Here is a 14,219-nt window from a genome sequence, read left to right as displayed (position 1 = left end):
AAATGTCGACATTGATTGTCAAAAATGTTGTCTTGCAAGAGACCTGAGGTAACTCAGGTTCTTTTGGCCCGCGCCTAGGTCTGGCCCCGCAAGATCATCCTCTCGCCAGCAGCGCCTCGACCTCCTGCAGCGTCGGCATGGATGGCGCAGTCCCTGGCCGGGTCACCGAGATTCCGGCGACGGCGCAAGCGAAGCGCACCGCCTGCAGCGGTTCCACGCCCCTCGAAAGTGCTGCCGCAAGCCCGCCATTGAAGGCATCGCCTGCCCCCGCGGTTTCGACCACCGGGCCGGCGCTGACGGCTGGAACGTGGTCGGAGCGATCTTTCGAGTGCAAAAGCGCGCCCTTGTCGCCGAGCGTGACGATGACTGTGCCGACCCCCTTTTTGAGCAGACTGTCGGCGGCGGCTCGCGCCTCGTCGACCGAGGACACCTTCATCCCGGTCAGTTCCTCCGTCTCGGTCTCGTTGGGTGTGAAGTAGTCGCAGAGCGTGTAGATGCGGTCGGGAAGCTTTGCCGCAGGGGCCGGATTGAGGATCGTCGTCACCCCTGCCCTACGCGCGATCTCCAGCGCCCGCATGGCTGCTTCGATCGGCTGTTCGAGCTGCGTGACAAAGACACCGGCATTGCTGATCAATGCGGCATTGGCTTCGATATCGGCTGGAGAGATCAGCATGGCAGCACCGGGGCTGACGATGATGGCGTTGTTGCCGGTCGTCTCCTCGACGAAGATGTAGGCCGCGCCGGTGTAGCTTTCCGGCGTATCGATGACGGCATCCTTGACGCCCGCCTGCGCCCAGGTCTGCCTGGCCATGTCGGCGAAGGGATCGACGCCGAGGCGGGTGAGGAAGGTGACGTCGGCGCCGAGCTTGCCGGCGGCCACCGCCTGGTTCGAGCCCTTGCCGCCGGGACCCAGCGCGAAGGATGTGCCGAGGATCGTTTCGCCCATGCGCGGCTGCCGCTGCGCCCTGTAGGCGGTGTCGGCGACGAACACACCCAATATGACGACCGGCTTGCCCGAAGCCATGCCGCTACTCCGCATCCGGCGGCACGACGCCCTTGCGGAAGGCGAAGCAGCCATAGAAGCGGCGTTCGCCGGTCTGGATGACACAATAGGCTTGTTTGGCGCGCTCGTAGAAGGCGTAGCGCTCGACCGCGATCATCGGCCACGACTTGCCCTCGGCCTTATCGACTTCCTTCTGCACTTCCTTCTGCACTGCAGGAATCTCGTCCGGCTTGCCGACGATTTCCATGCGCGCGGCCGAATCGTCGACGAAGGTGTCGAGCGGGTAGAGCGACAGCACCGCCTTGACCACTTGCGCGGCCGAGGCATCGATGCGCAGCACGCGGCCGAGCGCCGTCTGGCGCGCCACCGAATCGGACGGAAAATTGGTGTCGGCGATGATCAGATCATCGCCATGCCCCATTGCCCGCAATGCCTGCAGCACGTCGGCATTGAGCAGCGGGTTGATGCCTTTGAGCATGGTATTCCTCGTGAGTTGAGATCAGAGACGCTTGCCGGTCTCTGCGTCGAAAAGATGGATCTGGTCGAGCCTTGGCTTCAGCTTCAGCGTATCGCCCGGCTTGAAGTCGTGGCGCTCGCGAAACAGCGCCACCATCTCGCCTTCGCCGAAGCGCAGGAACACCAGCGTTTCCGAGCCGGTCGGCTCGACCACCGAAATCTTCGCCGGCACGCCGTCGGGATGGATCTCGAGGTGCTCCGGTCGCACGCCATAGACGACCGCTTGACTGTCCTGCGCGGCATTGCCCGATCCGATCGGGAACAGCGTGCCTGCGATGTCGACACCGGGCTTGTCGCCCTTGCGCATGGTGCCCTTGAGCAGGTTCATCGAAGGCGAACCGATGAAGCCGGCGACAAACAGGTTGGCCGGGCGGTCGAACAGTTCCAGCGGCGCGCCGACCTGCTCGATGCGGCCGTCGCGCATGACAACGATCTTGTCGGCCATGGTCATGGCCTCGATCTGGTCGTGGGTGACGTAGATGGTGGTGGTCTTCAGCCTCTGGTGCAGTTCCTTGATCTCGGTGCGCATCTGCACGCGCAGCTTGGCGTCGAGATTGGACAGCGGCTCGTCGAACAGGAACACCTGCGGATTGCGCACGATGGCGCGGCCCATGGCCACGCGCTGGCGCTGGCCGCCGGAAAGCTGGCGGGGATAGCGCTTCAGATAGGGATTGAGGTCGAGGATGTCGGCGGCGCGCTTGACCCGCTCGGCGACCACGGCCGGATCGGTTTTCCTGAGCTTGAGCGCGAAGGCCATGTTCTGCTCGACCGTCTTATGCGGATAGAGCGCATAGTTCTGGAACACCATGGCGATGTCGCGCTTGGCCGGCGGCAGATGATTGACGACGCGGTCGCCGATGGCGATCGTGCCGGCGGAGACGGTCTCCAGCCCGGCCACCATCCTGAGCAGCGTGGACTTGCCGCAACCCGAAGGGCCAACCAGCACCACGAACTGTCCGTCTGCGATATCGACGCTGACTTCGTGCAGAACCTTGACCGTTCCAAAGGCCTTGGCCACCTTGCTGATCGCGACTTGCGCCATGTCTCCCCCATCGGCTCCATTAGCCGTAGGCGCAGAAGCTAACCAACGCGACCTGCCAGGGCAAGTCGGTCCCTTATAGATAAAAACCCGCTCTCGTTGACACGGCGTTGGGTTGTGAGAATAGTGGCAGGCGCTGGTCAAAATGTCGGTGCCCGATCCGCAATCGGAACTTCAATCGACGCAGGGTGGGGTCCTGCCTAATTCGTTTCCGAAACGGGAGCATCGTTGGCGCTCCGGCGTCCGACAGTTGGCCGATTTATTCACACTGATGTTCTGGGAGGAATAGGCGATGAGAACGGGTCTTTACGACAAACTGGTTCGAGCCGGCGCCACAAGGCGCGACATATTGAAGGGTGCGGCAAGCATGGCCGCGATCGCAGCCGCATCCGGCGCCGGACTTGGCACCTTGACGCGCCCGGCCTCCGCGGCAAGCGAATTGCGCACAAAAATCCTGCAGATCCCCGGCGTCGGCAAAGGCCAGCCGACGGACGCCGATTTCCAGAAGGTCGGTGAACTCTGCCTCGAAGCCACCAAGGCCAATGTCAAGGAAGGCGAATTCGCCGGCGTCGAGCTGACCTTCATGGGTCTCAACAACCAGAACCTGCACAATGTGCTGTTCCGCGGCTTCCTGAAGCCATGGGAGACCTATACCGGCGCCAAGATCAACTGGATCGACCTGGCGCAGGCCGACTACAACGCCCGCCTGCAGCAGTCGATCGCGACCGGGACCGTCGACTTCGACATCATCGAAATGGGCGCGCCGTTCGAAGGCGATGTCTGCGGCAAGGGCCTGACGTCGGAAATGCCCGACTGGGTCAAGACCCAGATCGATTTCGACGATCTGGTCAGCTATCTGAAGCCGCCGGTCGGCACCTGGGACGGCAAGCAATACCGCGTGACCGTCGACGGCGACGCGCACAACTTCAACTACCGCACCGACGTGTTCGCCGATGCCGACCTCGCCACGGCCTGGAAGGACGGCGGCGGCGAAGGTGAATGGGGCGTGCCGAAGACCTGGCAGCAGGTTCAGGCGGTGACCAAGTTCCTGAAGGGCAAGAAGCTCAAGGACCAGGACGTCTATGGCTATCTCGACGCGCCGAAGCCCTGGGGCGGCTTCGGCTTCTATTTCCTTGGCAGCCGCGCCACCGCCTATGCCAAGCACCCCGACGACAAGGCCTGGCTGTTCGACGCCGACACGATGAAGCCGCGCGTCAACAATCCGGCCTGGGTGCGCGCCATCCAGGACGTCATCGACGCGCTGCCCTCCGAACCCGCCGACCAGATCAACGCCGATCCGAACACGACCGCCTTCCAGCAGTTCCTGGCCGGCACCGGCTCGATGGTCACCTGGTGGGGCGACGTCGGCTCCAACGTCAAGACCAACGACTCTTCCGTCGTCGGCGACGTCACCGGTTTCTCGATCCTGCCGGGCTCGGACGATGTCTACAATGCGAAGACCGGCGCCTGGGACAAGCTCGCCAGCGGCCCGAACTATGCGCCCAACTGCGCCTATCTCGGCTGGGGCGTCTATGTCATGGCCCGCGTCGATGCCGACGAAAAGAAGAAGAAGGCGGCATGGTCCGCTGCAGCCCATCTCGGCGGCAAGGACCTGTCGATCTGGACGGCGATGTATCCGTCGGGCTTCCAGCCTTACCGCAACTCGCATTTCGACATTCCCGAATGGGTGGCGGCCGGCTACGACGAGGCCTTCATCACCTCCTACCTCAAATCGGAATCCGACAGCTACAACCATCCGAACGCGGCGATCGAGCCACGCATCCCCGGCATCTTCCAGTACTACAGCGCCGCCGAGGACATCCTGGCCAACACTTTCGCGGGCAAGATGAAGGCGCAGGAAGGCGCCGACGCCATCGCGGCGGCATGGGAGAAGCTGACCGACCAGATCGGCCGCGACAACCAGATCAAGCTCTACAAAGCTTCGCTCGGCATGTAGGCTGGCCTATGAACCGTGGTCCGGCGGCAACGCCGGACCACTTTAGACAGGCTCCGGCTCCTCGAGAGCCTTCAAACGGGCGAGATTTGTGGCTGACCAGACATCGACCGCGAACCCGTGGCCGGCAGATGCCGGCACTTCCGATCTGATCTCTCCAGGCCGTAAACGCCTTGGCTGGGCGCTGATGGCCGTTGCGACGCTTGGCCTGCTGGCGACGATCGTGCTGGAGATCCTCTACAAGGGCAGCCCCGATACGATCGGCTTCGAGACCTGGCGCCCCGTCGTCTATGCCTATGTGCTGTGGGGCGTGGCGATCGGTGTCGGCCAGGTGCTGACGCGCGGCGAAGACGGCCAGCGTGCCCTGTTTCTGCTGCCGGCGCTGCTGTTCACCATCGCCATGGTGATCTTCCCGACGCTGTTCGGTTTCTACATCGCACTCACCGACTGGAACCTCAGTTCCTTCAGCGGCCGCCGGTTCAACGGGCTCGACAATTTCTGGCAGATGCTGGGCGATCCCTACTACCGCAACGCGCTGTTCAACATGGTGCTCTACGTGCTGGCGGTGGCGGTCGAATATGTCATTGCCTTCGGCTTGGCGCTGCTCCTCAATGCCCAGATCCGGGCGCGAAAATTCTTCCGCGTCGTCTTCCTGATGCCGCTGATGCTGTCGCCGGTCGCGGTGTCGTGGATGATCGGCAAATCGCTGATGGAATACAGGTTCGGACCGGCCGCAACGCTGGCGCGCCATCTCGGCTGGGAAAATCCCGCCTTCTTCTCAGATCCGATCATCGCGCGCATATCGATCATGATACTGGATGCCTGGACCTTCATTCCGTTCATGATGATCATGCTGCTGGCCGGGCTGCAGGCGATGTCGCGCGAGGTGCTCGAAGCCGCACGCGTCGACGGCGCCAATGCGTGGCAGACCTTCTGGCAGGTCACCTTCCCGCTGATGCTGCCGGTGTCGGTGACGGCGGTGGTCCTGCGCATCATCTTCAAGCTGAAGCTTGCCGACATCATCATCACCGTGACGTCCGGCGGCCCCGGCGGCGCCACCGATTCCGTGTCGAGCTTCATCTACCGCGAATACCGCGACCGCTCGAATGTCGGCTACGGAACCATGCTAGCAATGGCCTATCTGGTGATCATCGTCGTGTTCGTCACGTGGTTGTTGAAATTTGCCAACCGTTTTGTCCGCAATGTCAATTAAAGCAAGATGGGGGTGAAGTGAGCCCGATGAGCATTCAGACCACCGAATATGTCGCCTCGGAGATCCGCTCGCCGGCGAGCTTCCTCGCCAGCCGCGTCTTCATCTATGGCGCGCTGGCCTTCTGGGCGTTCATCTGCCTGTTCCCGATCTATTGGACGATCACGACCTCGTTCAAGACCGCAGTCGACGTCACGCAAGGCCATCTCATCCCCTTCGTCGACTTCCAGCCGGACTGGAAGGGCTGGCGTTCGCTCGGCCTGTCGCCGGACTCGATCTTCCAGACCTCGACCGTGCGCGAGGAGTTCCTCAAGCGCTTCATGAATTCGGTGATCACCTCGGTCGGCGCGTCGAGCCTCGCCATCATCATCGGCAGCCTCGCCGCCTACGGGCTCACCCGCTATCGCTACCATTTCGCCTGGTTCAAGAACGAGGACATCTCGTTCTTCTTCCTGTCGCAGCTGATCCTGCCGCCGGTGGTGCTGGCGCTGCCCTTCCTGGTGCTCTACCGCGAGGTCGGCCTGCTCGACACGCGCATCGGACTGATCCTGCTCTACACGCTGATGGTGCTGCCGATCGTCATCTGGATCATGCGCGACCAGTTCAACTCGATCCCGGTCGAGCTCGAGGAAGCCGCCCTTGTTGACGGGCTGTCGATCTGGGGCGCCTTCTTCCGCATCGTCATGCCGATCGCGCTGCCGGGCATGGTCGCCGCCTTCATCCTGGCGATGGTGCTGTGCTGGAACGAGTATTTCTTCGCCGCCCTTTTGACCTCGACCGACGCCAAGACAATTCCCGTCATGGTGGCGAGCCAGACCGGCTCGCAAGGCATCAACTGGTGGTCGATGGCGGCACTAGCGACGGCGGCCATCGCGCCGCTCGCCGTCATTGGCATCGCGTTGGAGCGCTATCTGATCATGGGCATGACCGCGGGCGCGGTGAAGTAGCATGGCGCCCTCTTACCTTCTCCCCCTTGTGGGAGAAGGGAAGCCGCGCGCTAGCGTCCCAATATTGCCCGCAGGTGGTCCATGATCATGGCGACGCCCTTCTGCCCGAGCTCTGCCGAAGCATCCTTGGCGCTCGCCGTGTACCAGCCGGTATTGTCGGCGAAGTGATTGGCATCGACAGCCTCCGGGCATAGCGCCAGCATCAGCGAGGTCTCGCCAATGCCGGCATGGTCGAACGGGTACTTGCCGTTCATGTCAGCCGACATCAGCGGATGCACCTGCACCCAGTTGAAGAAATTTTCACCCGCCGCGTGTCCTGAATAATAGTCCGCCATCGCCTGCGACCCCCACCAGCCCTCGCCGCGCTCCTTTTCGAGGAAGCGGAAGATCGCCTGGCGGCCGGCGGCCTTGAACGCCAGATCGGTCGGCATGCCGGCGACAAAGTTCTCGGTCTGGTGGTGGATAATGGCGTGGATGTTGCGGAAGCCGATGCGCAGCAGGCTGTAGAACAGTTCCTCGCCGAACGGCGCCAGCGCATTGCCGCCGACCTGCACCGAGCCGCTGCCTTCCGGCGGCGCCACCGCATAGCTTGCCGCACCGTAGTAGAAGGGCGGCAGGATGACGACGTCCTTCTCCTTTTCGAACAGCTCCAGCGTCTTGATGACGGCCAGCGTGTCCATGCCGACGGCCATATGCTCGCCATGGTATTCCAGCACGCCGAGCGGCAGAGCGACCGGCCAATTCTCGGCGATCGCCCTGCGGATCTGGTGTGGCAGCATCAGTTCATAGCGCATGATCTATTCCATGTTGGTGTGGCGGGCGCGCATGGCTTCGGGCGACGCGCCGGTCAATTCCCTAAGCTTCAGCACCATCACCTCAAACAGCAGGAACAGCGCGCCTTCGAACACCGAGCCCATCGGCAGGACCGATGTTTTTTGCGCCCCCTGATCGTTGGCCATGGTCTGCGCGGGAATGAGCAGCGTGAAGTCGGCAAGCCTTGTCGCGCTGCCTTCGGCCTGGGCGGTCAGCAGGAGATTGGTTGCACCTGCTTGGCGCGCGACCTGCATCAGGGTCAGCACGGTCGAGGTTTCTCCCGGCCCGGAACTGACCAGGAAGACATCGCTCTGCCCCAGCGGCGGCGTGTTCATGTCGCCGACCACGGAAACCGGCAGCCCCAAATGGTAGAGCCGCATGGCAAAACCCTTGACCTGCAAGGCCTCGCGGCCGCAGCCATAGACGACGATCTGTCGCGCGCCGGCTAGCGTTTTGCAGGCGGCGTCGATCCGGCTTTCGTCGATGCGTGCCAGCACGCCACCCAGCTCCTCAAGTGAGGTCTCGAACAGGCTTTTGCTCTTGTCGCTCACCGCAAACCCGCCATTGAAAAATCACCCTGGTATTTGCCGCTCTTGCTGCCACGAACAGCTTGATTTCGTTATGCTAGCAACCGTGAAAATGCGTGTCCAACGCGCAGCTATGCTTTTGCCTGATCACAGGCGTGATAGTGTCATGTCAGACAAATCAGGCGAGGCAAACAGCAGGATATGAAGACACGGCATTTCGACCGCATCGGCAATGGCGGCATCAGTTTCACCGAGCTCGGCTTCGGCGCGGCGCCGCTCGGCAATCTCTACCGTGCCGTCTCCGACGAGGACGCCAACGCCACGCTGGAGGCCGCCTGGGCGACCGGCTGCCGCTACTACGACACCGCGCCGCTCTATGGGCTCGGCCTCTCGGAAACGCGGCTCAACCCGTTCCTGCGCGGCAAGAAGCGCGACGACTATGTGCTGTCGAGCAAGGTCGGCCGCATCATGCGTGCCTGCCCGCCCGAAGAGCGCACCGGCATCGGCAAGTTCTTCGACACGCCATCACGCCGCGAGGTGTACGACTACAGCTATGACGGCGTCATGCGCTCGTTCGAAGCCTCGCTTGAGCGCCTCGGCGTCGATCGGATCGACATACTCTTCGTGCACGATGTCGACATCTTCACGCATGGCAGCAAGGAAGCCTCCGACCGGCGCATCGAGGAGTTCATGCGCTCGGGCTATTACGGCCTGCTGTCGCTGCGCGACCAGGGCGTGATCAAGGCGTTCGGCGGCGGCATCAATGAGTGGCAGGTCGCGCAGACGCTGGCTGAGCGCGGCGACTTCGACCTGTTCCTGCTGGCGGGGCGCTATACGCTCTTGGAACAGGAGGCGCTGACGTCCTTCCTGCCGCTCTGCCAGGCACGCGGCATCGGCATCGTTCTCGGCGGACCCTACAACTCCGGCATCCTCGCAACAGGGCCGAAGCCCGGAGCCTACTACAACTACTCCGAAGCGCCGAAGGACATACTCGACCGGGTCGCCGGGATCGAGAACGTCTGCAAGCGTCATGGTGTCAGGCTGATCGAGGCCGCCCTGCAATTCCCGCTGCTGCATCCTTCAGTCGTTTCGGTGATCCCCGGTGGCCAACGGCCGAGCGAGGTCGAGAGCAATCGCTCGCTGCTCGATGCGAAACTGCCCGCAGCACTTTGGGCGGATCTCAAGGAGGAAGGTCTTATGCGCACTGATGCGCCGACCGCATAAGCCGGCCGCGTCGCGTCAGCGTCGGGCACCAAAATGAAAAGCCGGGCAAGCCCGGCTTTTCTGGTCGCATGAACCGACGTAGGGCACCAAAATGAAAAGCCGGGCAAGCCCGGCTTTTCTGGTCGCATGAACCAACGTAGGGCACCAAAATGAAAAGCCGGGCAAGCCCGGCTTTTCTGAGGTCTCTGAAAAGAAAAAACGCTTAGTTGACTGCGTCCTTGAGGCCTTTGCCGGCCGAGAACTTCGGCACGGTACGCGCCGGGATCTTCACTTCGGCGCCGGTCTGAGGATTGCGGCCGGTCGAGGCGGCACGCTTTGACACGGTGAAATTGCCAAAGCCGACAAGCCGGACATCGCCGCCCTTCTTCAGTTCGCCGGTGATCACGGAAAATACCGCATCGACCGCCGACTGCGCGTCACCCTTCGAAATGCTCGCGGCGTCGGCGACAGCGGACACCAGTTCGTTCTTGTTCATAAAAATTCCCTTCCATGAGAACACCGGAACTATCGACTCATCCGGCAGGAAACGGACTTTAGAAAGAAGCGCTCCCGCAACCAAGTCGAAAAGGCAGGAAAAAAGCGGAAAAAGCCCGGAATTCCGGGGTTTTTCACATGAAAAAGCCGGGCGTCAGGCCCGGCTCTCCGTTTGTGCGCTGCAACCTCGACGAAAACCAACGCATGGCCCCGAAAACCGTAGCCGGTTTGCGGCAAGGGCCATGCGCAAGTCTGGGCGTTAGAGCGTCCTTTGTGCGTCCAGATGGACGCCCGGCGCTCTAATGCGCCAGGGACTTTCCAGCGTCGTCGGCACTGTCTGTCGCAGCCGGCGGATTGACCGGCTCGACCCATTCGATCGGCTCCGGCATACGCACCAGCGCGTGGCGCAACACCTCGCCGACACGTGAGACCGGAATGATCTCCATGCCGTTCTTCACATTGTCCGGAATCTCCGCCAGATCCTTGGCATTGTCTTCCGGGATCAGCACCTTCTTGATGCCGCCGCGCAGTGCGGCGAGCAGCTTCTCCTTGAGCCCGCCGATCGGCAGGATGCGGCCGCGAAGCGTTATCTCGCCGGTCATCGCCACATCCGCCCGGACCGGAATACCCGTCAGTACCGATACAATGGCTGTCGCCATGGCAGCACCTGCAGACGGGCCGTCCTTCGGCGTGGCGCCTTCCGGCAAGTGCACGTGGATGTCGCGCTTGTCGAACAGCGGCGGCTCGATGCCGAAATCGACGGCGCGCGAGCGGACATAGGAGGCCGCCGCCGAAATCGATTCCTTCATCACGTCGCGCAAATTGCCGGTCACCGTCATGCGGCCCTTGCCGGGCATCATGACGCCTTCGACCGTCAGCAACTCGCCGCCGACTTCCGTCCAGGCGAGTCCGGTAACGACACCGACCTGATCGTCAGCCTCGACCTGACCGAAGCGGAAGCGTTCAACACCGAGGTAATCGGCGAGGTTCGCCGCCGTGATGTTCACCGTCTTCTTCTTCGTCTTCAGGATCTCGGTCACCGCCTTGCGCCCGAGCTTCATTAGCTCGCGCTCCAGGCTTCTGACGCCCGCTTCACGGGTGTAGGTCTGGACGATGGCGCGGATCGCGTCCTCACCGACGGAAAACTCCTTCGGCTGCAGCGCGTGATCGCGGATCACCTTAGGCATCAGGTGCCGCTTGGCGATCTCGATCTTCTCGTCCTCGGTGTAGCCGGCGATACGGATGATCTCCATGCGGTCCATCAAGGGCGCCGGGATGTTCAGCGTGTTCGCCGTCGTCACGAACATGACGCTCGACAGATCGTATTCGACCTCGAGGTAGTGGTCCATGAACGTCGAGTTCTGTTCCGGATCGAGGACCTCGAGCAACGCCGATGACGGATCGCCACGGAAGTCCTGGCCCATCTTGTCGATCTCGTCGAGCAGGAAGAGCGGGTTGGACTTCTTGGCCTTCTTCATCGACTGGATGACCTTGCCGGGCATCGAGCCGATATAGGTGCGCCGGTGGCCACGGATCTCGGCCTCGTCACGCACGCCGCCCAGCGCCATGCGGATGAACTCGCGTCCAGTCGCCTTGGCGATCGACTTGCCGAGCGAGGTCTTGCCGACACCGGGAGGGCCGACGAGGCACAGGATCGGCCCCTTCAGCTTCTTCTGGCGGCTTTGCACGGCGAGATACTCGACGATGCGCTCCTTGACCTTGTCGAGGCCGAAATGGTCGGTATCGAGCACGTTCTGCGCGAAAGCCAGGTCCTGCTTGACCTTGGAGTTCTTGCCCCACGGGATCGACAGGATCCAGTCGAGATAGTTGCGCACGACCGTCGATTCAGCCGACATCGGCGACATCGTCCGGAGCTTCTTCAACTCGGCTTCCGCCTTTTCGCGGGCCTCCTTGGAGAGCTTGGTCTTCTTGATGCGCGCCTCGATCTCGGCGGCCTCGTCGCGGCCGTCCTCGCCTTCGCCGAGTTCCTTCTGGATCGCCTTCATCTGCTCGTTCAGGTAGTACTCGCGCTGCGTCTTCTCCATCTGGCGCTTGACGCGCGAGCGGATGCGCTTCTCCACCTGCAGGACGGAGATTTCGGCTTCCATGAAGCCCATCGCCTTTTCCAGCCGCTCCTTGACCGACAGCGTGGCCAGCATCTCCTGCTTCTCAGGGATCTTGATGGCGAGATGCGAGGCAACCGTGTCGGCGAGCTTGGAGTAGTCGTCGATCTGGCTGGCAGCACCCACCACTTCGGGCGAGATCTTCTTGTTCAGCTTGACGTAATTCTCGAAGTCGGTGACGACCGAACGCGCCAGCGCCTCAACCTCGACCTCTTCCTCTTCCGGCTCGACCAGCGCCGCGGCGCGGGCCTCGTGGAAATCGGGACGGTCGGTGAACGAGACGATTTTCGCACGCGAGGCGCCCTCGACCAGAACCTTGACGGTGCCGTCGGGCAGCTTGAGCAATTGCAGCACATTGGCGAGCGTGCCGATGTCGAAAATGGCATCGGGCTCGGGATCGTCATCGGCGGCATTCATCTGGGTGGCAAGCAGGATCTGCTTTTCCTGACCCATCACCTCTTCCAGCGCCTTGATCGACTTCTCACGCCCGACGAAGAGCGGAACGATCATGTGCGGGAACACCACGATGTCGCGCAGTGGGAGAACTGCGAAGACGCCGTCGCTGGGTGCCTTGGATACTTTGGCCATTGTCCAACCTTTCATGTCGCGGCCGCTAATTGAGCCAACCGCGAATCTTATATTAACGACCGGGGATCGTTCCGCCTACCACCGTTTGTGACGGGAGTTTTACAGCACAGAAATCGGGCACCTCGGCCTTCTCCAGTTAGTTGGATGCACGACCCCCAAAGATCAAGGGGCGTGTCCAAATCCGCACTCCCAACCCGTCCGCGAGTGACACATTTGCGACGCCAGCCCGTACGCCGCGCAAAACCGCTGTGCGACAGCAAAACGGCGCCTTGCGGCGCCGTTTCAGAATTTCGCTGCGGGCTCATGTCAGGCGCTGACATTGCCCTTCTTTTCCTTCTGCTCGGAGTAGATGTAGAGCGGCCGGGCACTGCCGGTCACCACCTCCTCCGAAATCACCACTTCGCGCACGCCTTCGAGTGCGGGAAGCTCGAACATCGTGTCGAGCAGGATCGCCTCCATGATCGAACGCAGGCCGCGCGCGCCGGTCTTGCGCTCAATGGCGCGCTTGGCGATCGCCGAAAGAGCGTTCTCATGGAAGGTCAGGTCGACATTTTCCATCTCGAACAGCCGCTGATACTGCTTGACCAGCGCGTTCTTCGGCTCGGTCAGGATCTGGATCAGCGCCGGTTCGTCGAGATCTTCCAGCGTCGCCAGGACCGGCAGACGGCCGACAAACTCAGGGATGAGACCGAACTTCAACAGATCCTCGGGCTCGACCAGGCGGAAAACATCGCCAGTGCGGCGATCCTCCGGCGAAGCGACGACCGCGCCGAAGCCGATCGACGTCTTGCGGCCGCGATCCGAGATGATCTTGTCCAGCCCGGCGAAGGCGCCGCCGCAGATGAACAGGATGTTGGCTGTGTCGACCTGCAGGAATTCCTGCTGCGGGTGCTTCCTGCCGCCCTGTGGCGGCACGGAGGCGACGGTGCCTTCCATGATCTTCAAGAGCGCCTGCTGCACGCCCTCGCCCGACACGTCGCGGGTGATCGAGGGATTGTCCGACTTGCGCGAAATCTTGTCGATTTCGTCGATGTAGACGATGCCGCGCTGGGCGCGCTCGACATTGTAGTCGGCCGACTGCAACAGCTTCAGGATGATGTTTTCGACGTCCTCGCCGACATAGCCGGCTTCGGTCAGCGTCGTCGCGTCAGCCATGGTGAACGGCACGTCGATGATGCGGGCCAGCGTCTGCGCCAGCAGCGTCTTGCCGCAACCGGTCGGGCCGATCAAAAGGATGTTGGACTTCGCCAGTTCGACATCGTTGTTCTTGCCGGCATGCGCGAGGCGCTTGTAGTGATTGTGGACCGCCACCGACAGCACGCGCTTGGCGTAGGGCTGACCGATGACATAGTCGTCGAGAACCTTGAGGATCTCCTGCGGTGTCGGCACGCCTTCGCGCGACTTCACCATCGAGGTCTTGTTCTCTTCACGGATGATGTCCATGCAGAGTTCGACGCACTCGTCGCAGATGAAGACCGTCGGACCGGCGATCAGCTTGCGCACTTCGTGCTGGCTTTTGCCGCAAAACGAGCAGTAAAGCGTGTTCTTGGAATCGCCGCTGTTGTTGCCGACCTTGCTCATTTTCATGTCCTTTCATGGCCGCCCGCCGATGGTCTGGCTGAAAGGGCGCATACTCTATCTATCGCGGGAATCCGCCGCCGCCAGTGTGTCCCGGCTCCCGCAACGCATTCCGTACGAAACACAAATCAGAAAACGTGGCAATGATTCGCGACAACCCCGCATAAAGCTAAGCCGCCGAAACTCAACATAGCCTTAACGTAGGCAATCCTGTCCCCCGAGG

12 protein-coding genes are annotated in these 14,219 nt (G+C 62.1%); 4 read left to right on the top strand and 8 right to left on the bottom strand.

The window, feature by feature from the left end:
* Positions 1 to 94 precede the first annotated feature (94 nt).
* From rbsK to ugpC, 3 genes are read right to left on the bottom strand one after another with little or no spacing between them, the layout of a single operon-like run.
* Complete coding sequence (gene rbsK, locus P3C39_RS27330; RefSeq protein ID WP_275954670.1) at positions 95 to 1,024, bottom strand: ribokinase; 930 nt, start codon at positions 1,022 to 1,024, stop codon at positions 95 to 97.
* Positions 1,025 to 1,028: 4 nt separating this feature from the next.
* A complete protein-coding gene (locus P3C39_RS27325) occupies positions 1,029 to 1,481 on the bottom strand; it encodes an RbsD/FucU family protein (protein ID WP_027162392.1) in 453 nt (150 codons plus the stop codon).
* Between the two features lie 21 nt (positions 1,482 to 1,502).
* The gene (ugpC, locus tag P3C39_RS27320) at positions 1,503 to 2,561 is read right to left on the bottom strand and encodes a sn-glycerol-3-phosphate ABC transporter ATP-binding protein UgpC (RefSeq protein ID WP_275954671.1); all 1,059 of its coding nucleotides are present in this window, start codon (positions 2,559 to 2,561) and stop codon (positions 1,503 to 1,505) included.
* 289 nt (positions 2,562 to 2,850) lie between these two features.
* On the opposite strand from ugpC, the gene P3C39_RS27315 reads away from it, so the two are divergent.
* The 3 genes from P3C39_RS27315 (at position 2,851) to P3C39_RS27305 (ending at position 6,669) form a co-directional block, all read left to right on the top strand.
* Entirely contained in the window at positions 2,851 to 4,515 is a 1,665-nt protein-coding gene (locus P3C39_RS27315; protein WP_275954672.1) for a sugar ABC transporter substrate-binding protein, read from the top strand.
* An 88-nt stretch (positions 4,516 to 4,603) separates the two neighbouring features.
* Positions 4,604 to 5,725 (top strand): sugar ABC transporter permease, encoded by a 1,122-nt coding sequence (locus tag P3C39_RS27310; RefSeq protein WP_024504588.1) that lies wholly within the window; start codon positions 4,604 to 4,606, stop codon positions 5,723 to 5,725.
* A gap of 26 nt (positions 5,726 to 5,751) precedes the next feature.
* Complete coding sequence (locus P3C39_RS27305; RefSeq protein WP_275954673.1) at positions 5,752 to 6,669, top strand: carbohydrate ABC transporter permease; 918 nt, start codon at positions 5,752 to 5,754, stop codon at positions 6,667 to 6,669.
* Between the two features lie 50 nt (positions 6,670 to 6,719).
* On the opposite strand, the gene P3C39_RS27300 is transcribed toward P3C39_RS27305, so the two are convergent.
* Both P3C39_RS27300 and P3C39_RS27295 read right to left on the bottom strand, forming a co-directional pair.
* Positions 6,720 to 7,463 carry a creatininase family protein gene (locus P3C39_RS27300; RefSeq protein ID WP_063167792.1) on the bottom strand — a complete coding sequence of 248 codons (744 nt, stop codon included), beginning with the start codon at positions 7,461 to 7,463 and terminating at the stop codon, positions 6,720 to 6,722.
* 3 nt (positions 7,464 to 7,466) lie between these two features.
* Positions 7,467 to 8,033, bottom strand: a complete 567-nt coding sequence (locus P3C39_RS27295; protein WP_275954674.1) for an SIS domain-containing protein — start codon at positions 8,031 to 8,033, stop codon at positions 7,467 to 7,469.
* 177 nt (positions 8,034 to 8,210) lie between these two features.
* Here P3C39_RS27295 and P3C39_RS27290 point away from each other — a divergent pair, with 177 nt between their 5' ends.
* The gene (locus tag P3C39_RS27290) at positions 8,211 to 9,233 is read left to right on the top strand and encodes an aldo/keto reductase (RefSeq protein WP_063167791.1); all 1,023 of its coding nucleotides are present in this window, start codon (positions 8,211 to 8,213) and stop codon (positions 9,231 to 9,233) included.
* A gap of 202 nt (positions 9,234 to 9,435) precedes the next feature.
* Here P3C39_RS27290 and P3C39_RS27285 read toward each other — a convergent pair whose 3' ends face one another.
* The 3 genes from P3C39_RS27285 to clpX all read right to left on the bottom strand — a co-directional run bounded on the left by P3C39_RS27285 (position 9,436) and on the right by clpX (position 13,999).
* Entirely contained in the window at positions 9,436 to 9,708 is a 273-nt protein-coding gene (locus P3C39_RS27285) for an HU family DNA-binding protein (RefSeq protein ID WP_006201846.1), read from the bottom strand.
* A 298-nt stretch (positions 9,709 to 10,006) separates the two neighbouring features.
* Positions 10,007 to 12,418 carry an endopeptidase La gene (lon, locus tag P3C39_RS27280; RefSeq protein WP_013532189.1) on the bottom strand — a complete coding sequence of 804 codons (2,412 nt, stop codon included), beginning with the start codon at positions 12,416 to 12,418 and terminating at the stop codon, positions 10,007 to 10,009.
* Positions 12,419 to 12,724: 306 nt separating this feature from the next.
* Positions 12,725 to 13,999 (bottom strand): ATP-dependent Clp protease ATP-binding subunit ClpX, encoded by a 1,275-nt coding sequence (gene clpX / locus P3C39_RS27275; RefSeq protein WP_013532190.1) that lies wholly within the window; start codon positions 13,997 to 13,999, stop codon positions 12,725 to 12,727.
* Positions 14,000 to 14,219: the final 220 nt, after the last annotated feature.

This window comes from Mesorhizobium sp. XAP4 (assembly GCF_029269325.1).
Taxonomy (GTDB): domain Bacteria; phylum Pseudomonadota; class Alphaproteobacteria; order Rhizobiales; family Rhizobiaceae; genus Mesorhizobium; species Mesorhizobium ciceri.
This window is presented reverse-complemented; position numbering and strand designations above follow the sequence as displayed.

Coding starts and splice junctions, on each gene's coding strand:
- ugpC (WP_275954671.1), bottom strand. CDS start 2,561: ATGGCGCAAGTCGCGATCAGCAAGGTGGCCAAGGCCTTTGGAACGGTC.
- clpX (WP_013532190.1), bottom strand. CDS start 13,999: ATGAGCAAGGTCGGCAACAACAGCGGCGATTCCAAGAACACGCTTTAC.
- P3C39_RS27305 (WP_275954673.1), top strand. CDS start 5,752: ATGAGCATTCAGACCACCGAATATGTCGCCTCGGAGATCCGCTCGCCG.
- P3C39_RS27285 (WP_006201846.1), bottom strand. CDS start 9,708: ATGAACAAGAACGAACTGGTGTCCGCTGTCGCCGACGCCGCGAGCATT.
- P3C39_RS27325 (WP_027162392.1), bottom strand. CDS start 1,481: ATGCTCAAAGGCATCAACCCGCTGCTCAATGCCGACGTGCTGCAGGCA.
- P3C39_RS27300 (WP_063167792.1), bottom strand. CDS start 7,463: ATGCGCTATGAACTGATGCTGCCACACCAGATCCGCAGGGCGATCGCC.
- P3C39_RS27315 (WP_275954672.1), top strand. CDS start 2,851: ATGAGAACGGGTCTTTACGACAAACTGGTTCGAGCCGGCGCCACAAGG.
- rbsK (WP_275954670.1), bottom strand. CDS start 1,024: ATGGCTTCGGGCAAGCCGGTCGTCATATTGGGTGTGTTCGTCGCCGAC.
- lon (WP_013532189.1), bottom strand. CDS start 12,418: ATGGCCAAAGTATCCAAGGCACCCAGCGACGGCGTCTTCGCAGTTCTC.
- P3C39_RS27290 (WP_063167791.1), top strand. CDS start 8,211: ATGAAGACACGGCATTTCGACCGCATCGGCAATGGCGGCATCAGTTTC.